We start from the raw sequence: 20,331 nt of genomic DNA, 5'->3' as shown, positions 1-20,331 counted from the left end.
CCTGAGACACAGACGCAACTTTGCGCCGCAAGTGGCACGCGCAAGCAAAAGTCAGCAAGAAAAAGCCCCCGCTCCTACCGCTCGCCCAGCAGCATGAGCAAAAAGGCGTAGTGGCGGGCTGTGTCGCGCAGGCTCTGGAAGCGGCCCGAGGCGCCGCCGTGGCCCGCGCTCAGGTCGGTGTGCAACAGCAACAGGTTGTGGTCGGTTTTGGTGGCCCGCAGCTTGGCTACCCACTTGGCGGGCTCGAAATACTGCACCTGCGAGTCGTGCAGGCCAGTGGTTACGAGCAGGTTGGGGTAGGCCTGAGCGCGCACGTTGTCGTAGGGCGAATACGAGAGCATGTAGTTGTAGAACTCCTGCTGGTTGGGGTTACCCCACTCGTCGTACTCGCCGGTGGTCAGCGGAATGGTTTCATCGAGCATGGTCGTCACCACGTCCACGAAGGGCACGGCGGCCACCACGCCTTTGTACAGCTCGGGCGCTTGGTTGAGCACGGCGCCCATCAGCAGGCCCCCGGCCGAGCCGCCCATGGCAAACAGCCGGTCGGCCGAGGTGTAGCGCTGGGCAATCAGGAACTTCGAGCAGTCGGTGAAATCGGTGAAGGTGTTCATCTTCTCCAGCTTCTTGCCGCCCTCGTACCACTGCCGGCCCAGCTCCTGCCCGCCCCGGATGTGGCAAATCACGTAGGCAAAGCCTCGGTCAAGCAGGCTCAGGCGGGTCGTGCTGAAGGTGGCGTCCATCGAGAGGCCGTACGAGCCGTAGGCGTACTGCAGCAGCGGCGCCTGCCCGTTTTTCTCGAAGCCTTTGCGGTACACAATCGACAGCGGAATCAGCGTGCCGTCGGCGGCCGGGGCGTATTGGCGCTCGGTTACGTAGTTTTCCTTGCTAAAGCCGCCCAGCACCGCCTGCTCCTTAAGCAGGGTTTTGGCGTGGGTGGCCATATCGTAATCGTACACCGAAGCGGGCGTGGTGAGCGAAGAGTAGGCGTAGCGCAGCACCGGCGTATCGAACTCGGGGTTGATGCTGATGGCGGCCGTGTAGGTGGGCTCGCCAAACGGCAGGTAGTGCTCCTGCCCATCGGCCCAGCGCATCACGCGCAGCCGAAGCAGCCCCTCCTGCCGCTCGCCCAGCACCAGGTACTCCCGAAACAGCTCCATGTTCTCCAGAAACACGTCGTCACGGTGCGGCACCACCACTTGCCAGGCCGATTTGGCCGTGTCATCAACGGGCGTTTTCAGCAACTGGAAATTAGGCGCGTGGTCGTTGGAAAGCACGTAGAAATCGGGCCCGAAGTGCTCGACTTCGTAGAGGTGGTCGTCCTCGCGGGCCAGCAATACCTGCAGCTCCGCCCGCGGCGCATCGGCCCGCAGGTAGCGCACCTCCGCCGACATGGTGCTCCCGATGCTCAAAAACACGTACTCGCGCGATTTGGAGCGGTGCACGTGCAGGTAAAAGGCCGCGTCGGTTTCCTCGTACACCAACTCGTCGGTGGCTTGGTCGGTGCCCAGCGTGTGGCGCCAGAGCTGGTAGTCGAGCAGCGTGTCGGGGTCTTTGCGGGTGTAGAAAACGGTCTGGTTGTCGGTAGCCCACACGGCGTTGCCGCTGGTATTGGCCAGGGCCTCGGGGTAGAGCTGGCCGGTTTGCAGGTTGCGGAAGCGCAGCGTGTACAGGCGCCGGCTCACGGTGTCCTCCGAGTAAGCCAGCGTTTGGTTGTCATCGCTCACCTCCAGGCCCCCGATGTGGTAGTAGTCGTGGCCCTCGCTGAGCGCGTTGCCATCAAGCAGCACTTCTTCCTCGGCTTCCAGACTGCCCGGCTTGCGGCAGTACACCGGGTATTCGCCGCCCTCCACAAAGCGCACGTAGTAGAAATAGCCATTGTCGCGGTAGGGCACCGACTCGTCCTGCTCCCGAATCCGGCCCTTCATCTCCTGAAACAGCCGCTCCTCCAGGTCTTTGGCCGGAGCCATCTGCGCATCGAAGTAAGCGTTTTCGGCCTTCAGATAGTCGAGCACCTCGGGGTTGTCGCGCTCATTGAGCCAGTAGTAATTGTCGGTGCGGGTGCCGAAGGGCGACACGAGGGCGTGGGCCTTAACGGCCGCAATAGGAGGCTGAGACATATGCAGGAAAGTCGGTTGTGATGAAGTACCCGGCCGCCCCTGGGGCAGCGCAAGGTGCCGGTCCGCAGTAAACTGCCGGGGCCGTCCGCAAGTTACGCCGCCGGCGTGGCGGCTGGCGCTTCCAGCGGTACGCGCAGCGTGAGCGTGGTGCCGCGGCCGGGCTCCGAATCAAGCTGCAGGTCGGCATTGAGGTAGCGGGCCCGCAGGCGGATGTTGTGCATGCCCAGGCCCTCAATTCGCTTCAGACCGAAGCTGCCGACGTCGCTCTCCACTATCAGCGTCAGGTCAGTTCTGTAACTTCGGCGTGGCACAGCATATTCTGCACGGCCTTCTGCTGAATGCGGGACACAAGGGTCTAAATTACCATTATTGGCCCTTTCCCCGGCAGGTCCGCCGTATGCAGGCGCATTTGCGGCCCACCCCGGATGTAGCAGATACGCAGGCAAATACCCGGTCCACCAAGCTCAGACGGACCGACGAAAACGTAAAGTTTGTATTGGTACCGGACTCGCTTGGGCGGTAGCCGCCAGATGCTGCTCGAAGGCAAGGGCCAGATAGTAGATAACGAAAGGGGTTACGAAATTGAAATAACTAATATCAAACGCCGACTCGTGAATAATGCTGTGAAAACCATTTTTCTGCCATGAAAACAAAAAAGCGAGCAGTACGGGAAGCAGAATCAATACAATACAACGCCGCGTTAGCATAAGTAGCGGTATATTTCTCTGGGAGAAAAACAAAGGCAGCAGCATCGTACCCGCGCTGACCAGCAGAGGCAACTGCCGGTTTTGCAACGTAAACGGATTGTTTTCCTTGAAAACGGCCAGGCTCGGGCAGTTTTTAAATACCACCAGCGTGAGCACAGTAATAACGCCCAAAGATGCAGTGATAAATGACAGTTTTTTGCGCAATGGTAGCTGCACAAAATCCTGAAATAAAAAAATTGCCAATGGAATAAACGAAATCAGCCGTGTGTAGAATATAAAGCCTGCAAGCCCTCCCACCAGAAATGACCGCTGCGCTATATGCCCGGCATTCTTTTTTTGCCATAACACGATGAAACCCAGCAGAACTATAAAATTACTCAGTAGGTCGCTCTTAGTCGCTACCTCCCACAGCCAGGCGCTCGAACCTGCCAGCAGCAACAACCCCAGGAGCCGGGCCTGATACGTTTCCAGGCTTTGAAGCAGAATATAGACAAAGAACGCAAAAGAAAACAATTGCAGGAAACCAACATCGCCCAACAAATAGCCCGGCAGTCCAAGCAACAAAAGCGCGGGTAAATTTGAGCTCCGCCCATTTAAATGATCTGTTGCCGAGTAAGGATACTCACCGTGCAACAGCGCCGCCAGCGAAACATCCATGGCCGACCAACGGTCTACATTCAAACTATTACCATCAACGGCAAGATTGATTAACAGGATTACTATAAAAACTAATACGGCAATCAAAAAGAAAGATACTTTTGGAAATTTTATCTTTTTTAAGAGGTATGGCAAAGCGCCTGTTACGCAACTATAAATTACCAAGACATAAAAAATATAAATACTTTCATAACGAAGTCCGTACTTATACAAGAATAGTGTATTTATCAGCAAATAAATTACTAAGAATGAGCAGAAAAACAATAATTTCATACGGTGGATCAGGGAATTAAATCATCGTTAAGACAACTATAGCGGTTTCGTGAAAGGTGTAACCCATCTGATGTATAGACGCGGATTTGCGTCTTGTTGGCCGCACTGCCTACACAGTTTCGTTAGATAATGAGACGTGAATACATGATGCTACTTCGGGTACCTACGGTTCGCGAAACCGCTACATGCACGCAAATTCAACAAGAAGACACAAAATGTTCTGTCTTTACGGCTTACCTACTGCGTACGCAACTGCCATATAACTAGCTCAAGTTGGGAACTACAGACTAAGGCGGGGGACAGTCAAAGATAGTAACGCGAAGCACTGCTTGGCGACCAGCGTGCAAAGCCAGATGGAGCCATGGTATCGTAGCCGACGTTTTCTGCGTCAAGGCGGCTGGCAACGGCCGGGTTTTCGCGCTCGTTGAGCCAGTAGTAATTATCGGTTCGGGTGCCGATGGGCGCGACGAAGGCATGGGCTTTGATGGCCGCAATGAGAGCAACAGAAATAGCAGAGAATCGGGGTGAGCCGTGGCAGCCGGCAGAATAGCTAGGCGTCGCGCCGGCCCGCAAGTTACGCCGCCGGCGTGGCGGCCGGGGTTTCCAGCGGTACGCGCAGCGTGAGCGTGGTGCCGCGGCCGGGCTCCGAATCGAGCTGCAGGTCGGCATTGAGGTAGCGGGCACGCAGGCGGATGTTGTGCATGCCCAGGCCCTCGGTTTTGTTCGCGAAGCCCCGGCCGTTGTCCTCCACCATCACCGTGAGGTCGGTGGCCGTGCCCAGCAGCTGCACCGTAAGCTCGGTGGCGTGGGCATGGCGCAACACGTTCTGCACAGCTTCCTGCAGAATGCGGTACACCAGCGCCTGCGCCGCCCCCGGCAGGCCCGGCGCGGGCAACCCCACCGTATGCAACTCCACGGCCAGCCCGGGCGCCGAGTAGCGCAGGCGGCCGAGCAGCTGCTGGGCCGCCGGCACCAGCCCGCGCTCCAGCAGCGCCACCGGCGCCAGCCCATGCGAAATGCTGCGGATTTCGCGCACCGACTCATCAATAGTAGCGACGGCCGTGGCGAGCAGCGACTGTTGCTGCGGCTCGCCGGGGACCAGCTGTTGCTGCAGCGCGGCCAGGTTCATGTGGGCCGCACACAGCAGCTGGCCCACGCCGTCGTGCAGGTCGGCGCCCACCCGGCGGCGCTCCTTTTCCTCAATCTGCAGAATTTCGGCGGCGTAGCGGCGCTCCAGCTGCTGGCGTTCCTGCACCAGGGCCACCTCGCGGCGCAAATGCTGCCGGCTGATGAGCAGGTAACCCACCCCCGAGCTAATAAACAGCAACAGCAGGCTACCCAACAGCAGATTCTGCCGCTGCTGGGCCTGCTGCTGACGTCGCTCGTCGCCCTGCTCCTGCCGCCGCAGCTGTTCCCCAAAATCGAGCGCCTGCACCTGCACCAGGCGGTTGAGGCTGAACAGCCGGCCGTTGGTCTGGCTGGCCCGGCGCAGGTGGGCAAAGGCGCGGGCCGTGTCGCCGCGGGCTTCATACTGATTGGCCAGCGCCTCGCTGGCAATAAGGATTCCGCGGGTGTAGCCGCCCTGCTGGCTGGCTTCGAGCGCCCGCTGCGCATTGGCCAGTGCCTGAACTGGCTGATTTTGCTGGCGGGCCAGCCGGGCCAGCCCCAGCCAGGCCTGGCACAGCGCGTACGAGATGGGCCGGCCCTCGGCCCGCTCGATGCAGCGCCGGTAGTAGGCGCGGGCCTGCTCCGGCTGGCCGCTCTGCATCGCTACGTCGCCCAGCAGGGCCAGGTCGCCGATTTCGCTGTGCCAGTCCTGCTGCTCCAAATCGAGCCGGTAGCCCCACTCTATGTAATGGCGGGCCGAGTCAGTCTTGTTTAGCTGCAGGTAGGCCTGGCCGATGTTGCCCGGAATAGGCGTCAGCAGCATCTTGTCGCCAATGGCTTCGGCCCGGCGCACGGCCCGGAAAAGGTAGCGCAGCGCCAGCCGGGGGCTGCCCTGCTCCAGGTGGGCGTAGCCCATGCCGTTGTCGGCGTGCACCTGGCCGCCGCGGTAGTTGATGCGCTCGGCCAGCCGCCGCGCCGCCTGCATCGACTGTATGGCCGTGGGGTAGTTGCCGGAGCGCAGGAAGGCCCAGCCCAGCATCAGCAGGGTACGGCACTCACCGCGCGAAAACCGGAGCTGGTGCGCCAGCTGGCGGCCCTGTTGCCCGTACCGGATGGCCGTTACGGGGCTGTCGTCGGTGCGGGCCCAGGCCAGCTGAATCAGCAGGTTTACCCGGCTGGTATCGGGGCGCGAGGCGTTGAGCAACCGCAGCAGGCTATCGGCCTGCGCCGTTGGGCCCAGCGCGCGGGCCGGCCCCGCCAGCCCCAGGCAACACAACGAGCAAATGAGGAGAAAGCGCTTCACTGCCCGAAGATATCGGACTATTACAATAGACCAATATTTTGCTCGCTCAATCCCCCGCAATACCGGTTGAAACAGGCCGGCCGGTCGTTCAATGAACAACCGGCCGGAATATCTCGCCGCAGCACCCGGGTTTACAGCCCTGTCAGCTGCTGCTGCAGGGCCGCAATCTGGGCTTCGGCGTCGGCCAGCTTCTGCCGCTCGCGCGCTACCAACTCGGGCTTGGCATTGGCCACGAACTTCTCGTTGCTCAGCTTCTTACCCACCGAGTCGCGGAAGCCCTGGGCGTACTCCAGCTCTTTGGTCAGGCGCTCCTTTTCGGCCCCGAGGTCAATCTGGCCTTCCAGGGGCACGAAGAATTCGGCCCCGCCCGCCACGAAGCCCACGGCCGCCGCCGGAGCCGCCTCAACCACCGAAATATCGGTGAGGGCGGCCAGCTTGCGGATGATGCCGGCGTAGTCGGTGAGCAGGATTTGCAGCGCGGATTCGGTGGTTTTGGCGGCCAGCGTGAGGGGCTTGTTGGGGCCCAGGCCTTTCTGGTTGCGGATGGTGCGCACGCCGCCTACGATTTCCAGCGCCTGGGCCATGCGGGCCAGCAGCGCGGGCGCGTCGGCTACGGGTTGGGGCTTGGGCCAGGCGGCCACGCACACGTACTCTTTGGGGCCGCGCTCGGCCAGCTCGTGCCAGATCTCCTCCGTGATGAAGGGCATGAACGGGTGCAGCAGCCGCAGCAGCGTTTCGAGGTAGGCGTTGGTGTGGCGCAGGGTTTCGGGGTCGATGGGGGCCTGGTAGGCGGGCTTGATCATCTCCAGGTAAACCGAGCAGAAGTCGTCCCAGACCAGCTTGTACACCGTCATCAGCGCATCCGAAATCCGGAACTTCTCGAAGTGCTCGTCCATCTCGGCCACGGCGGCCTGCAGGCGGGCGCCAAACCACTCCACGGCCCGGTCGTTCACGAAGGGCAGCGCGGCATCCACCTCCCAGCCTTTGGTCAGGCGGAAGGCGTTCCAGAGCTTGTTGGTGAAGTTGCGGCCCTGCTCCACGAGCTTCTCGTCGTAGAGCAAATCGTTGCCGGCCGGGGCCGAGAACAACATGCCGGTGCGCACGCCGTCGGCCCCGAACTGGGCAATGAGGTCGAGCGGGTCGGGCGAGTTGCCGAGCTGCTTGCTCATCTTGCGGCCCTGGGCGTCGCGCACGATACCGGTCAGGTACACGTGGCGAAACGGCACTTCCTTGCGGAATTCCAGGCCGGCCATAATCATGCGGGCCACCCAGAAAAACAGGATGTCGGGGCCGGTAACGAGGTCGTTGGTGGGGTAGAAATAGTTGACGTCGGCGTTGTCGGGGTCCTCAAACCCATCGAACACCGAAATCGGCCACAGCCACGACGAAAACCAGGTATCGAGCACGTCCTCATCCTGGCGCAAGTCGGCGGCCGTCAGGTTCTCGTTGCCGGTCTGGGTGCGCGCCTGCTCCAGGGCGGCCTCGGGCGTGAGGGCTACCACATAGGTGCCGTCGGGCAGGTACCAGGCCGGAATCTGCTGGCCCCACCACAGTTGCCGCGAGATGCACCAGTCGCGCACGTTCTCCATCCACACCCGATAGGTGTTCTTGAACTTGGCCGGATGCAGCTGCACGGTGTCATTCTCCACCACCTCCAGGGCCGGCTTGGCCAGATGCTCCATTTTCAGGAACCACTGCAAGCTCAGCCGGGGCTCAATAACGGCCTTGGTGCGCTCCGAGGTCTGCACGATGCTGGCGTACTCCTCCACCTTCACCAAATGGCCGGCCTCTTCCAGGTCCTTCACAATGTTGCGGCGGGCCGCGAAACGCTCCTGGCCCACGTAGAGCACGGCTTTGTCGTTGAGCGTGCCGTCGTTGTTCAGAATGTCGATAACGGGCAGGTTGTGCTTCACGCCCAGCTCGTAGTCGTTCAAGTCGTGGGCCGGCGTCACCTTCAGCGCCCCGGTGCCGAAATCCATCGTCACGTACTCGTCGCCAATCACCGGAATCTCGCGCCCCAACAGCGGAATCCGCACTTTCTGCCCAATCAGGTGCTGGTAGCGCGGGTCGTTCGGGTTCACCGCCACCGCCACGTCGGCCATAATGGTTTCCGGGCGGGAAGTAGCTATTATAAGCTGCAAGCTGTCAGCTTCAAGCGGCAAGCTTTCGTTCTGATCAGCAGCTTTTGCGCTTGCAGCTTGCGGCTTGAATCTTGCAGCTTCTACTATCTCGTACCGCAAATAGTACATCTTGGCCATCACGTCTTTCGGGATGACCTCCTCGTCGGACAGGGCGGTTTGGCCCAGCGGGTCCCAGTTGACCATGCGTACGCCGCGGTAAATGAGGCCTTTTTGGTGCAAATCCACGAACACGCGCAGCACCGCTTCGGTCAGTTTGGGCTCCATCGTGAAGCGGGTCCGGTCCCAGTCGCAGGAGGCGCCGAGCTGCTTGAGCTGCTCCAGAATGATGCCGCCATATTTTTCCTTCCAGGCGAAGGCGTGCTCCAGGAATTGCTCGCGGGTCAGGTCTTTTTTCTCGATGCCCTGCTCTTTCAACAGCGCCACTACTTTGGCCTCGGTGGCAATGGAGGCGTGGTCGGTGCCGGGCACCCAGCAGGCCTCGAAGCCCTGCATCCGGGCCCGGCGCACCAGCACATCCTGAATGGTATTGTTGAGCATATGGCCCATGTGCAGCACGCCCGTCACGTTGGGCGGCGGAATCACGACCGAGTAGGGCTGCTTGCGAGGGTTGGCCTTGGCTTTGAAAAAGCCCTGCTCCTGCCAGCGCTGGTACCATTTGGCTTCAACGTCGGCGGGGGTATAGGTTTTGGCGATGGTCATCGGTCGGGGAAAATTCGGGGGCGGATACGGGCGCAAAAGTAGCTATTTCGGGCCGGGGCCGAAAGTGGGGCCGGCGCACCGCTCCAAAATGGAGCTACCGACATAAACCGGTTGTCTCCATAAGCAGCAAGCCCCCGGCACCAACGCGGATGCCAGGGGCTTGCTGAGAAAAGCGGCGCAACGGCAATAACCGCCACAATGCCGCAAAAGGCCTTTTCGCTACGCTAAGTAGGCTAAGCTTCCTGATGGAGCCACTCTTTCTTGGCAATCAGTTTCTCCTGCGATTCGCGGTAATCGGGGTCATCTACGCAGCAATCCACGGGGCAAACTGCGGCGCACTGGGGCTCTTCGTGGAAGCCCACGCACTCGGTGCATTTATCCGATACGATGTAGTAGTACTCGTCGGAAACCGGCGTCTGGGGCGCTACGCCCGACACGGTTTGGCCGCCGTCGAGCTGCACGTCTTTCAGGCTGGTGCCGTCGGCCCAGCGCCAGGCGGCGCCGCCCTCGTAAATAGCGGTGTTGGGGCATTCCGGTTCGCAGGCACCACAGTTGATGCACTCGTCGGTTATCATGATGGCCATAGCCTCGGGAGTCTTGAAGGGAAAGTAAATCGGGTACGTAGGGTACGTAAGCGGCCGCAGGCAGGATACGAAAAGGCAAAAGTAGGCATTCGCCGCACACCCCTACGTATATGCTATGTAATTTCGGGCCACCGATATTGTTTTCATCCGGCGGCGGCTCCGGCTGCCCCTCTCCTTCGCCTTTTCAGCTTGCTATATATGATGCACGCCGACCGCCTGGCCGCTTTTGTGGCCCTGGGCCAGCGCCTCACCGCTTTGCTTTCCCCGGCTCAGGCCGACGAACTGGCCGACCTTTGTGCCCGCGCCCGCAACAACAATCCCTGGTTTGATGCGCCCAATGTGCGGGCTGCAATTGAAGGCATTGCCCAGATGCTGCAGCAGGAGCCCCTGCGCCTTTGGGCTGGCCGCTACCGCCCCGAGCCCGACCCAACCCCGCGGCTGGTAGGCGTGGTGATGGCCGGCAATATCCCGCTGGTCGGCTTTCACGATGCGCTGTGCGTGCTGCTTAGCGGCCACCAGCTGCTGGCCAAGCTCAGCTCCGACGATACCGTGCTCATGCGCTGGATTCTGAATGAGCTGACCACCCTGGAGCCCCGCTTCGCGGAAGCCGTGCAGCTGGTGGAGCGCCTGAACGCCGCCGACGCTTTCATTGCCACCGGCTCCGACAACACGGCCCGCTATTTCGAGTATTATTTCAGCAAGAAGCCCCACATCATCCGGCGCAACCGCACCAGCTTGGCCGTGCTCACGGGCCGCGAAACGCCGCATGAGCTGGGCTTGCTGGGCGAGGATATTTTCCGCTATTACGGCCTGGGCTGCCGCAACGTAAGCAAAGTGTACGCGCCCGTCGGCTACGATTTTCCGCTGCTGCTCGATGCCCTGCAGCCCTGGCAGCACGTGCTGCAGCACAACCGCTATCAGAACAACTACGACTACAACAAGAGCATTCTGCTGGTAAACGCGGCGCCCCACCTCGATTCGGGCTTTCTGCTGCTCACTGAAAGCGCCCGGCTCGTGTCGCCCATCTCGGTGCTGCACTTCGGCACCTACGCCACCGAAGTCGACCTCGTCGACCAGCTCACCGACGTGGCGGCCCAGACCCAGTGCATCGTCTCGGGCGGCGGGCAGTACGCGGGCTCCTTCGCCTTCGGGCAGGCCCAGCACCCCGGCCTCGCCGACTACGCCGACGGCATCGACACCATGGCCTTCCTGGCCGATTTAGGCTGATTCAACCCTAATAGAGCTAAAGCAGACTCACCGAAAAGGCCAGTAGGGCGAAGCAGCTGCTTCGCCCTACTGGCTTTAAAAGAAATCAGCGAAATCACCGTTAATCAGCGAGAATCAGTGATTTAGAGGCGGTCGAGGGTTTTGGCAATCAAGTCGCCCACAATCTGGTCGGAGTTGGTGGCAAACTCGCCGGTAGCGCGATTGGCCACGATGGCGTTGAGCGAGAGCACCTCGTGGCCCAGCATGCGGCCCAGCGAGTAGTAGCCGGCCGTTTCCATCTCGAAGTTGGTAAGCCGGAACTCGCCCTCGGCGCTCTGGTAGCGGTAGTTCTGGTAAGCCTCAATCAGGTTGGGCAGGCGCAGATCGAGGCGCAGCACCCGGCCCTGGGGGCCGTAGAAACCGGGGCAGGTGAGCGTGTTGCCCATCACCATATCGTGGCCGATCTGCTCGCGCAGCAGGTCGGAGCCGCGCACGCAGTACGGGCGGTAGGGCAGTTGCAGGGCCTGCTGAATGCCCTGGGCCACCTCCACTTCGAGGCCGGTTTCAACCAGCGGGTAGAATTGCATGAGCGAATCGAGGCCCACGGCGTGCTCGGAGGCCAGCAACGAGCCCACCGGAATATCGGCCTGCAGCGAGCCGCTGGTGCCCACCCGCACAATGCGCAGGCTGATGTGCTCGGCCTGGGGCCGCACCTCGCGGGTCATGAAGTCGATGTTAACCAGCGCATCGAGTTCATTCATCAGAATGTCAATGTTGTCGGTGCCCATGCCGGTGCTGATAACGGCGATGCGCTTGCCTTTGTAGTAGCCCACGTGGGTCACGAATTCGCGCTTGTGAATCTTGGTTTCGATGGAATCGAAATGTTCACTCACGCTGGGCACCCGCTCGGGGTCGCCGACGGTAATAATGGTGTCGGAAATATGGTCGGGCAGCAGGTTGAGGTGGTAAACGCTACCGTCTTTGTTGAGAATGAATTCTGAATCAGCGATGGGCATAATTTAGGGTCAAGGAGAAAAAGTCAGAAGGAAATTTGAACCGAAAAAACAGAGAATCCGAAAATTAAAACCAGCAAAAAGTAAGCGCCTTTTTCTGGTCGTTAATTCTTGACTTTCTCTTTTTGGCTTCCTGCATAGGAGACCAACCCTTGTTCGGGACTGTAGTGGTTGCTGAGCTTGGGGTAGGTGCCAGTGCCGTCGTAGGGGCGCTTGGCGGGGTGGGTTTGGCAGGCGGGCGAGCAGGCGCCGGCCAGCTGCCCGGCGCAGGTTTCGCAGAGCGGCACATGGGCGTTGCATTCGGGGTTGGCGCAGTTCACCATCCGGTCGGAGGGCGTGCGGCAGTGGTGGCACTGGCTGACGATGCTGGGGTTGACGGTGTTTACATCGACGGCCACGCGGCCATCGAACACGTAGCACTTGCCCTCAAAATCCTCACCCCCGGCCTCCAGACCATACTTGATGATGCCGCCGTGGAGCTGGTACACGTTGTCGAAACCCTGGTCGAGCAGAAAGGCGCTGGCCTTTTCGCACTTGATGCCGCCGGTGCAGTAGGTCAGGATTTTCTTGTCCTTGTACTGCGCCAGCTCGGCCACCTTCTCCGGAAACTCGCGGAAGTTCTCAATGTCGAGCGTCACGGCGTTCTTGAAGCGGCCGAGGCGGTGCTCGTAGTCGGAGCGCACGTCGAGCACCACCACGTCGGGCTGGTCTTTCAAGTCGCGGAACTGTTCGGGCGAGAGGTGAATGCCGGTGCGCTCATAGGGCCGGATGGCGGGCAGGCCCACGTGCACGATTTCGGGCTTCACGCGCACGTGCAGCTTGCGAAAGGTGTGCTCCGGCGACTCTTCCACCTTGAACTCCAGGGCCGCAAAGCGCGGATCGGCCTTCACCAGCCGCATGTACTCCGCACAATCGGCCCGACGGCCCGACACGGTGCCGTTGAGGCCCTCGGGGGCCACGATGATGCGGCCCAGCAGGTTCAGCTGCAGGCACAGGCGGTGGTGCTCGTCGCGAAATTGCTCGGGGTTTTCGAGCGGCGTGTAGCAGTAGTAAAGCAGAACGAGGTAATCCATTTCTTTAATTAATAATTAAAAATTAGTAATCAAGAATTAACAAACTTACCAGAACACCATGCTCAAGCTTACTAATTCTTAATTATTAATTACTAATTAATTTTAGCCGCCGGGTTGCCGAACACTGTCTGGCCCGCGGCCACATCGGCCACTACCACCGAGCCGGCCCCCACCCGGGCTTTGGCGCCTATTTTAACGCCCGCCACCACCACCGCGCCGGCCCCGATGAAAACCTGCTCGCCCACCGTAACGCCGGCGTTGAGAATGGCCCCGGCCCCCAGCTGGGCGTAGTCGCCCACTTCGGCCTTTACATCGACCACGGCGTTGGCGCCCAGAATGCAGCCGTCGCCGAGGCGGGCGGTGCTGGCTACCACAGCATTGGCCCCCACCAGGTTGCCGTGGCCCAGCCAGGCGTGGGCCGATACGCTGGCCCGCTCGTGAATGGCGTTGACGGGCGCCACGCTGTATTCTTCGCGCAGCATACTGGTGAGGCTGCGGCGGCTGGCCGCGTCCTCGGTGGCTACAAACACCTCGCACTTTTTACCCAGCAGCTTGAGCAGTTCCTTGTCGTCGGTGTTGCCCATTACGGGTACGTCGTTGAGCTCAGTTTCCTGCAGGGTCGCGTCGTCGTCGAGCAGGCAGTACACCACTACATCGTTGCTCTGGAAGGCATCGAGGGCGGCGGTGCCCACGGCCTGGGCGCCCAGAATGATTACCGGATTTTCCATACTATTAAAAAACGGCCGCGGGGCGGCCGGTAAAGGTTCAGGGAAGAAAGAGCAAAGATACGGGATGAGTTGTCAGTCGCCAGCTGGCAACTCACTTCAGCCAGCGGCGCACGTAATCGTTTTGCAGCAATAGCAGCAGTAGGAACGGCAGGAACGTGATGCGGTAGCGGCTGAGCGTGCCCAGGTTGGGCGTGGTGAGGCCCAGCAGCGCGGCCAGCAGCAGGCAATAGAGCAGCAGCGCCGCGACCAGCGCAAAGGGCAGCCGGCCGGCGCGGCCCCGCACGATGGCCAGCAACGCCACACCCAGCAGCGCCAGAAGCAGCAGGTTTTCGAGGCCGGCGGCCACGTAGCGCACCGAGTCGCCCTCCCAGGGCCAGGGCCGCGCCAGTGAGTTGAAAGCGGCCAGCGGCGCGTGGCGTACCACACTGGCGGTGGTGGGCTGCAGGTTGGGGTAGCGCAGGTGGGGCCGGTCGGCAGAGGCGCGGAGCAGAACGGTGTAGTTGCGTTGAAGCTGGGAGGTGAACTTGTTGGGCCGGAAAAGCGTGCTCATCTCCCCCGCCGCCCAGCCCGCGCCCAGCAGAAGCCCCAGCAGCAGCAGCGTCTGCACCAGCCGGCGGCGGGCCATCCCCAGCGCCTGAAAAACCCGAATCAGCCCCAGCCCGGCCAGCACCCCAAACAGCACCACGGCAAAGAAGTAGCGCATCTTGAAGTGCAGCAGCGCCGCCGCCAGCAGCCCCGCCGCCACCCACCCCCGGCCGGCCGGCGGCCCGTAGGCCAGCCGCAGCACGGCGGCCAGCACCAGCGCCCCGCTGCCCACCAGCAGGCTTTCCTTGGTCAGGCCCGAACTCCAGTATACCACTGTGGGCCAGAGCAGGAAAGCGCCCATACCCGCCAGCGGCACTGCCTCAGGCCACAGCCGCCGCAGCTGCCGCACCAGCTCCCAGCTGCCTACAAAGCTGAACACCGACAGGTACAGCGCATTCAGCCCGGCACTGCCCAGGCTGGCAAGGTTCAGCACCGACAGCAGCTTGACCAGAAACAACGTGTTGGAAAACCCGTGGAATACCAGACTAGCGCCCTGCCAGTGGAACTCATCGGTCGGCAGCATCTGCAGCCATTGGCCGGGCGCCTGCCACAGCTGCTCGCTCATGCGGCGGCTCCAAACCAGAAAATAGGTAGCGTCCTCCGTTAGGGACAGCACGGTGAAGGCCGTGGCCAGCAGCTTCAGCCCCAGCGTGGGCAGCACCCAGCGGCCCACCTGCGGCAGCTGCCGCACCCGGGGCAGCCACCGCCACAGCAGCCACAGCAGGCCGGTATTGAGCAGCAAGGCGAGGAGAATCTGCATTTGGGCTGCAAGCTACGTGCTATCTGAGCTACAAGCCGCAAGCTACAAGCCACAAGCTTCCCGAACTGGCTTGCAGCTTGTGGCTTGTGGCTTGCCGCTCATTTGCGAAGCAGACTGGCCCCGATGCCGCAGTGCACGCAGCGGCGGGGGGCGCAGTAGCCGCGCTGCAGGGCCAGCAGCGCCTGCGAGTCGGCGGCGCAGGTATGGCGGAAACCGGCGGCTTCGTAGGCGTCGGTGAGGTGGTTGCGTTCGGGCGGGAGTTGGTCGAGCAAGCTCAGAGCGGCTTCTACCTGGTCGGGGTTGCCGATGGAGCGGGCGTAGGCTACGCGCAGCGGCACGACGGTGTTGGTTATCAGTAGGTGCACGCTGCCGCGGCCCAGCTCGGCCACTTTGCCGGGGCGGCCGGGGCGCGTGTGGGTTTGCCAGTACGCGGGCAGCGGGGCGCGGAAGAACTGCTCCAGCGCCCGGCCGTCGCGAGCCGTTAGCAGGGCGTCGAAGAGTGTAGGGCGGGCGTGCAGCAGGGCCACCAGTTGGGCCAGCCGCACCGTGGGGAAGTTGGCAGGCCGCAGGCGCAGGAAATTCCACTCGTGGGCCGCCAGCGCCGTGCCGTGCAGGTTGTGCTTGTGGCGCAGAAATTGGAATTCAGCCTGCAAGTCGCGGCTAAAATCGTCCAGTGGCTCCTCTTCCAAAAACCCGGCCTGCCCGAATACCAGCGCGGCCAGCTGGCGGGCATCGGCGCGGTAGCGGCGCAGCAGCGCCAGCGGCAGGGCTTTGGCGAGGCGGGCCAGCGGCTCGCTGTTTTTCTGGAAGCCGAACGCCGCCGCCAGCGCGTGCCAGGTGGTGGCTTCCCAGTCCTGGCCCAACTGTTCGTGCAGCTCGGCTACGCGGTCGGCCTTCTGCTCCATGCGCTCCAAAAGGGTGCGGCCCAGCATCATGGTGCGCGTCAGCTCCGCTACCCGGGGCAGCAGCGGGGCGCAGGGCAGCAGGGTTTCGGGCGGCTGGCCGCGCAACTGCTCGTAGGCCACCAGGGCCTCGGCCGGCAACCGGGCGGCCATGGCCAGCACCGGAATTTCGGAGCCGTTGGTACGCTGAACCGGCACGTCGGCCACGTTCACTACGTGTAGTACCACCTGGTCGTATTTGGGGTCGGACTGGTGCTGGTGGCGGTGCCAGTCGGAGGCGCGCAGATGGATTTCCACGGCTCCGCTCCACTCCACTTCTCCCAACTGCAGGCGGGCCTGCAGGAAATCGGGGCCGGCGTCGGGGTTGCGGTGGCCGGGGCGCAGCACGGTTATCGGCTGGCCGTCGTCGGTGCGCAGGTCGGTTTTATCGAAGTACTGGTGCTGCCAGACGTAGTGGAGAAAGTCTTCCTGCATAATGGGCTTTCCTAACTTAGTAGCTCTCAGACCTGAAAGAGAACTGAAAGTAGGAAAAAGCCACCCAACAAAAAACCGACCCGCCCCTGCTGATGCAGAAGCGGGCCGGCTAGGATTTCAGGCGAAACGACTAGCGCAGATCAATCACCTTCACGCCTTTGTACTTGGTCTTGTCGAAGTTGAAGGTGGTAGCATCCACCGGCGCGTTGGGCACGAACTTGCTGATGCGGTAGGTGTAGCGGTTGCCGTTTTTCTTGTACATCTGCCAGCTTTTCACGGCCTTGTCGTTACGGCCGATTTTCAGGCGCACTTTGTACATGGGGTTGCTACGGTCTTCGGGCGAAAGCTCGATAACGTCGACCACTTCGCCGCCTTCCTTGGCCTCACCAGCGTAGCTGTACTTATAGCCTTTCTTGTAGAGCGTGTAAATCTGCGAGGGCAATACTTCCTGCTCGTCGGGCTCATAGTCGGACACGTTCACCTCGTTTTCCGACTTCATGTAGGTCCACATGGTCTGGCCGTTGTTGATGACCTCCTGGCCGCTCATCTTCAGCCGGAACTTCGGGCCGCTCACCGTAATGTCGCCGCTCAGGTTCTCTTTTACCTTGGCCGCGTCGTTTTCGAGGGTCTGGGTGAAGGTGGCTTTAAAGGCCTTCATGGCCTTGTATTTCGCGCTCATCTGGTCCAGAATCTTCCCCGCTTTGGGGTCCTGCTGGGCCGAGGCTACCGAGGAAAACGAAACGGATAAGGCGAGTAGGGCAAGGTACTTTTTCATTGCAGATTTTTAGTATTGAGTACAAAGACGTGCGTATCGAGACTTTGTTCGATATAAAGCAGAGAAGTAGTGTCAATTCGACCACTATTGTTTCACTGCTCAATACCGACTACTCCATACTACGTGCTATTTAGGCAGCGTATTCAACAACTGTTCCAAACTGTACTCATCCGGAATTAATACCTCCCGGGCCTTGCTGCCCTCAAACGGCCCCACAATGCCGGCGTGCTCCAGCTGGTCAATCAGGCGGCCGGCGCGGTTGTAGCCCAGCTTGAGGCGGCGCTGAATAAGCGAGGTGCTGCCCTGCTGGTGCGTGACGATGACGCGGGCTGCTTCCTCGAACATGGAGTCGCGGTCGGCGGGGTTGAAATCGTCGCTGTCGCCGTTGCCGCCGCCGCTTTCGCCCACCACTTCGGGCAGGTGGTAGGCGTCGGGGTAGCCCTGCTGCTCGCCCACGAAGTCGCAAAGCCGGTCCACTTCGGGGGTATCGATGAACGCGCACTGCACCCGGATAATATCAGAGCCCTGCGAAATGAGCATGTCGCCCTGGCCGATAAGCTGGTCGGCGCCGCCGGCATCGAGGATGGTGCGCGAGTCGATTTTGCTGGTCACCTTGAAGGAAATCCGGCAGGGGAAGTTGGCCTTGATGATACCGGTAATCACGTTCACGGAGGGGCGCTGCGTGGCCACAATCAGGTGGATACCGATGGCGCGGGCCAGCTGGGCGAGGCGGGCAATGGGCGTTTCGACCTCCTTGCCGGCCGTCATCATCAGGTCGGCCAGCTCGTCAATCACCAGCACAATGAAGGGCATGTAGCGGTGGCCCTTCTTGGGGTTGAGGCGGCGCTCCACAAACTTGCGGTTGTACTCCTTGAGGTTGCGGCAGCCGGCATCCTTGAGCAAATCGTAGCGCTTGTCCATCTCCATGCACAGCGAGTTGAGCGTATTCACCACCTTTTTGGTGTCAGTGATGATGGGCTCTTCGGTGTCGGGCAGCTTGGCTAGGAAGTGGCGCTCAATCTTGTTGAAGATACTCAGTTCCACCTTTTTGGGGTCGACGAGCACGAACTTGAGCTGACTGGGGTGACGCTTGTAAATCAGCGAGGCCAGAATCACGTTCAGGCCCACCGACTTACCCTGGCCGGTGGCGCCGGCCATCAGCAGGTGGGGCATCTTGGCCAAATCGACCACGAATACCTCGTTGGTAATTGTGCGGCCGAAAGCAATGGGCAGGTCCATTTCCGTGGAAATGAACTTGTCGGTGTTGAACACCGAGCGGATGCTCACCATCTCCTTTTTGGCGTTCGGCACCTCGATGCCGATGGTGCCCTTGCCCGGAATGGGCGCAATAATACGGATACCCAACGCGGCCAGACTCAGCGCAATATCGTCTTCCAGACTCTTGATTTTGCTGATACGCACCCCGGCGTCGGGCACGATTTCGTAGAGCGTGACGGTGGGGCCGATGGTGGCCTTGATGCTGGCGATATTGATGCCGTAGTGGCCCAGCGTCTCCACGATGCGGTCCTTGTTGGCTTCCAGTTCCTCCTTGGTTACCTGGGCTTTGGCCTGACCGTAGTCGTTGAGCAGTTCCAGCGTGGGGTACTGGTAGCGGGGCAGGTCGAGGGTGGGGTCATACTCGCCGCTGGGCATCACCTGGGCTTCCTCATCCTCCTCGGCAATTACGGCCATATCGGGGCCGGCCGAGGGGTCGAGCTCGGGCTTGCCGGTGGCGTCTTCCACCTCGAACGAGAGGCCGGCCGGACTGGCCGGGGCCACAACTGGCAGCGGCAGCGTGGCCGGCAGCGGGGCATCGTCATCGGCCAGATCAGCCATGGAAAGCGGGGTGGGTACGCTGGCGGCCAAGGGCGCGGTCGGAGCAGCCGGGGCGCGGGCAGGCTCGGGGTCGGCTACTTCAATCGAGAAGCTGGGGCCGCTGGATTTGGTGGTTGCTGCCGCGGCGGCGGCTACCGGCGCCACGCTCAGGGGCAGTGCCGCCGCGCCGGCGGCCAGCCCCCCTCCTGCTGCCGTGGCGGCGGCCAGCGCCGGCGACGCAATGGCTCCGGTGCGCAATGGGGCAGCAGCCGACTCGGTTTCGGTGGGCTCCTCGTCAGCCGCGGCGGCGGCGGTGGGGCGCGGGTTGCGGGTGTCGCGCAACGTCAGGCCCAGCGGGTTGTCGTCGGCGTCCAGGGCCGACGGGGCGTCCACGGCCCAGGGGGCGGGCTCGTTGGCAGCGGGGCGGCGGCCGGAAGTCGGCTCAGAATCTTCGGCCAGTTCGTCGGCGCCGGTGCTCAGGTTGAGGCTGGTGATGTTGAAGAAGAACACCACGAACGAAATCAGCAGAAAGGCCAGCAGCAGCACCGTGCCCCAGCCGATGAGGCTATCGAGCCAGAAGGCCGTTTCGTAGCCCACGCCGCCGCACAAAAAGTCGAGGCTATGGGCCAGCGTGGGGTCGATGCCGGGGGTTTGCAGCGAGAGCACTACGTAGCCCAGCAGCACACTCAGCCAGAGCGTGGTGAACAGACACAGCGCCAGCACATAGCTGAACGACACGGCCCCGCGCCGAAACACGATTTTGTACCCCAGAAAGAACACAATCGGAATCAGGGCAAACGCCGCCACCCCGAATCCGGCCTGAATCAGCCACTCGGCCAGCAGCGCGCCCACCACGCCCAGCCAGTTGCCGGTTTCCTGGCCGGCGTCGCGCAACGTGGTGCGGCCCACGCTTTCGGTTACGCTCTGGTCGGCGTGGCCGGTGAACAGGAACGAGACGAAGGCAATGGTGAGGTAGATGGAGCTGAAGAGCAGAAAGAAGCCCAGAAACAGCTGAAAACGCCGGTCGCGCAGAAAGCTGAACAGGCCGCCCAGCTGAAACGTGGGCAGCTTGAGGGGTTTGCGCTCCTTCCGGGGCCGGGCCGCCGCGGCCGACTTCGGCTCGTTGCGCCGGTTTTCGCGCGGGGCCGCCTCGGCGGCGGGGGCCGCGGGCCGGGGTTGGTTGCGGGCCGGCCGCGGTTCTGCCGGCCGGGGCTCGTTGCCACGACGGGTAGGGGTTTCAGCCGGTTGCTTGTAGGTATTTTTAGCCATTGGAAAGTACGCCAGAAACCAAATCTAGGCATAAATGAGGTGAAATAAGGAGGCAGCCGGATGGCGGGGCGGCGTTTAGGAAACCCGATGCCGAGGCCGGCGCAGCTTAGCCCCCTGAGCGCGAACAGTTCCACCACGCCGCC

Annotated in this window: 14 protein-coding genes; 1 reads left to right on the top strand and 13 read right to left on the bottom strand. The window is 61.7% G+C overall.

Annotated elements, in window-relative coordinates:
• Positions 1-74: 74 nt before the first annotated feature.
• The 6 genes from H145_RS0114530 to H145_RS0114505 form a co-directional block, all read right to left on the bottom strand.
• Positions 75-2,117: a S9 family peptidase gene (locus H145_RS0114530; protein ID WP_019948892.1), complete on the bottom strand. Its 2,043-nt coding sequence runs from the start codon at positions 2,115-2,117 to the stop codon at positions 75-77.
• Positions 2,118-2,209: 92 nt separating this feature from the next.
• On the bottom strand, positions 2,210-2,389 hold the full coding sequence (locus H145_RS0114525; RefSeq protein WP_019948891.1) for an ATP-binding protein: 180 nt from the start codon (positions 2,387-2,389) through the stop codon (positions 2,210-2,212).
• Positions 2,390-2,581: 192 nt separating this feature from the next.
• The gene (locus H145_RS0114520) at positions 2,582-3,754 is read right to left on the bottom strand and encodes a hypothetical protein (RefSeq protein WP_019948890.1); all 1,173 of its coding nucleotides are present in this window, start codon (positions 3,752-3,754) and stop codon (positions 2,582-2,584) included.
• 574 nt (positions 3,755-4,328) lie between these two features.
• Positions 4,329-6,164, bottom strand: a complete 1,836-nt coding sequence (locus H145_RS0114515) for a tetratricopeptide repeat-containing sensor histidine kinase (RefSeq protein ID WP_019948889.1) — start codon at positions 6,162-6,164, stop codon at positions 4,329-4,331.
• 131 nt (positions 6,165-6,295) lie between these two features.
• Positions 6,296-9,004, bottom strand: coding sequence for a valine--tRNA ligase (locus H145_RS0114510; RefSeq protein WP_019948888.1), 2,709 nt, complete (start codon positions 9,002-9,004; stop codon positions 6,296-6,298).
• A gap of 233 nt (positions 9,005-9,237) precedes the next feature.
• The gene (locus tag H145_RS0114505; RefSeq protein ID WP_019948887.1) at positions 9,238-9,588 is read right to left on the bottom strand and encodes a 4Fe-4S binding protein; all 351 of its coding nucleotides are present in this window, start codon (positions 9,586-9,588) and stop codon (positions 9,238-9,240) included.
• Between the two features lie 198 nt (positions 9,589-9,786).
• Between H145_RS0114505 and H145_RS0114500 the strand changes: the two genes are divergently transcribed.
• Positions 9,787-10,815, top strand: coding sequence for an acyl-CoA reductase (locus tag H145_RS0114500; RefSeq protein WP_019948886.1), 1,029 nt, complete (start codon positions 9,787-9,789; stop codon positions 10,813-10,815).
• 122 nt (positions 10,816-10,937) lie between these two features.
• Here the strand turns inward: H145_RS0114500 and H145_RS0114495 are convergent, their stop codons facing one another.
• The 7 genes from H145_RS0114495 to H145_RS23765 form a co-directional block, all read right to left on the bottom strand.
• Positions 10,938-11,810 (bottom strand): nucleoside phosphorylase, encoded by an 873-nt coding sequence (locus H145_RS0114495; protein ID WP_019948885.1) that lies wholly within the window; start codon positions 11,808-11,810, stop codon positions 10,938-10,940.
• Positions 11,811-11,911: 101 nt separating this feature from the next.
• Positions 11,912-12,880 carry an oxygen-dependent tRNA uridine(34) hydroxylase TrhO gene (gene trhO, locus H145_RS0114490; protein WP_019948884.1) on the bottom strand — a complete coding sequence of 323 codons (969 nt, stop codon included), beginning with the start codon at positions 12,878-12,880 and terminating at the stop codon, positions 11,912-11,914.
• Positions 12,881-12,972: 92 nt separating this feature from the next.
• Positions 12,973-13,608, bottom strand: coding sequence for a NeuD/PglB/VioB family sugar acetyltransferase (locus tag H145_RS0114485; RefSeq protein ID WP_019948883.1), 636 nt, complete (start codon positions 13,606-13,608; stop codon positions 12,973-12,975).
• 91 nt (positions 13,609-13,699) lie between these two features.
• The gene (locus H145_RS0114480; protein WP_019948882.1) at positions 13,700-14,953 is read right to left on the bottom strand and encodes a hypothetical protein; all 1,254 of its coding nucleotides are present in this window, start codon (positions 14,951-14,953) and stop codon (positions 13,700-13,702) included.
• A gap of 98 nt (positions 14,954-15,051) precedes the next feature.
• On the bottom strand, positions 15,052-16,329 hold the full coding sequence (locus H145_RS0114475; protein WP_019948881.1) for a DUF2851 family protein: 1,278 nt from the start codon (positions 16,327-16,329) through the stop codon (positions 15,052-15,054).
• A gap of 130 nt (positions 16,330-16,459) precedes the next feature.
• A complete protein-coding gene (locus tag H145_RS0114470) occupies positions 16,460-17,104 on the bottom strand; it encodes a LolA family protein (RefSeq protein ID WP_019948880.1) in 645 nt (214 codons plus the stop codon).
• 126 nt (positions 17,105-17,230) lie between these two features.
• Positions 17,231-20,188, bottom strand: a complete 2,958-nt coding sequence (locus tag H145_RS23765; protein WP_019948879.1) for an FtsK/SpoIIIE family DNA translocase — start codon at positions 20,186-20,188, stop codon at positions 17,231-17,233.
• Positions 20,189-20,331: the final 143 nt, after the last annotated feature.

Source organism: Hymenobacter aerophilus DSM 13606 (assembly GCF_000382225.1).
In the GTDB taxonomy this organism is placed as follows: Bacteria; Bacteroidota; Bacteroidia; order Cytophagales; family Hymenobacteraceae; genus Hymenobacter; species Hymenobacter aerophilus.
Note: the sequence above shows the minus strand (reverse complement) of the source record. Positions and strands in the feature narration are given on the sequence as shown.

Excerpts from the sequence above, each read along its gene's own strand:
- H145_RS0114470 (WP_019948880.1), bottom strand. The coding sequence starts at position 17,104 with ATGAAAAAGTACCTTGCCCTACTCGCCTTATCCGTTTCGTTTTCCTCG.
- H145_RS0114485 (WP_019948883.1), bottom strand. The coding sequence starts at position 13,608 with ATGGAAAATCCGGTAATCATTCTGGGCGCCCAGGCCGTGGGCACCGCC.
- H145_RS0114530 (WP_019948892.1), bottom strand. The coding sequence starts at position 2,117 with ATGTCTCAGCCTCCTATTGCGGCCGTTAAGGCCCACGCCCTCGTGTCG.
- H145_RS0114510 (WP_019948888.1), bottom strand. The coding sequence starts at position 9,004 with ATGACCATCGCCAAAACCTATACCCCCGCCGACGTTGAAGCCAAATGG.
- H145_RS23765 (WP_019948879.1), bottom strand. The coding sequence starts at position 20,188 with ATGGCTAAAAATACCTACAAGCAACCGGCTGAAACCCCTACCCGTCGT.
- H145_RS0114495 (WP_019948885.1), bottom strand. The coding sequence starts at position 11,810 with ATGCCCATCGCTGATTCAGAATTCATTCTCAACAAAGACGGTAGCGTT.
- H145_RS0114520 (WP_019948890.1), bottom strand. The coding sequence starts at position 3,754 with ATGAAATTATTGTTTTTCTGCTCATTCTTAGTAATTTATTTGCTGATA.
- trhO (WP_019948884.1), bottom strand. The coding sequence starts at position 12,880 with ATGGATTACCTCGTTCTGCTTTACTACTGCTACACGCCGCTCGAAAAC.
- H145_RS0114505 (WP_019948887.1), bottom strand. The coding sequence starts at position 9,588 with ATGGCCATCATGATAACCGACGAGTGCATCAACTGTGGTGCCTGCGAA.
- H145_RS0114500 (WP_019948886.1), top strand. The coding sequence starts at position 9,787 with ATGATGCACGCCGACCGCCTGGCCGCTTTTGTGGCCCTGGGCCAGCGC.
- H145_RS0114475 (WP_019948881.1), bottom strand. The coding sequence starts at position 16,329 with ATGCAGGAAGACTTTCTCCACTACGTCTGGCAGCACCAGTACTTCGAT.
- H145_RS0114480 (WP_019948882.1), bottom strand. The coding sequence starts at position 14,953 with ATGCAGATTCTCCTCGCCTTGCTGCTCAATACCGGCCTGCTGTGGCTG.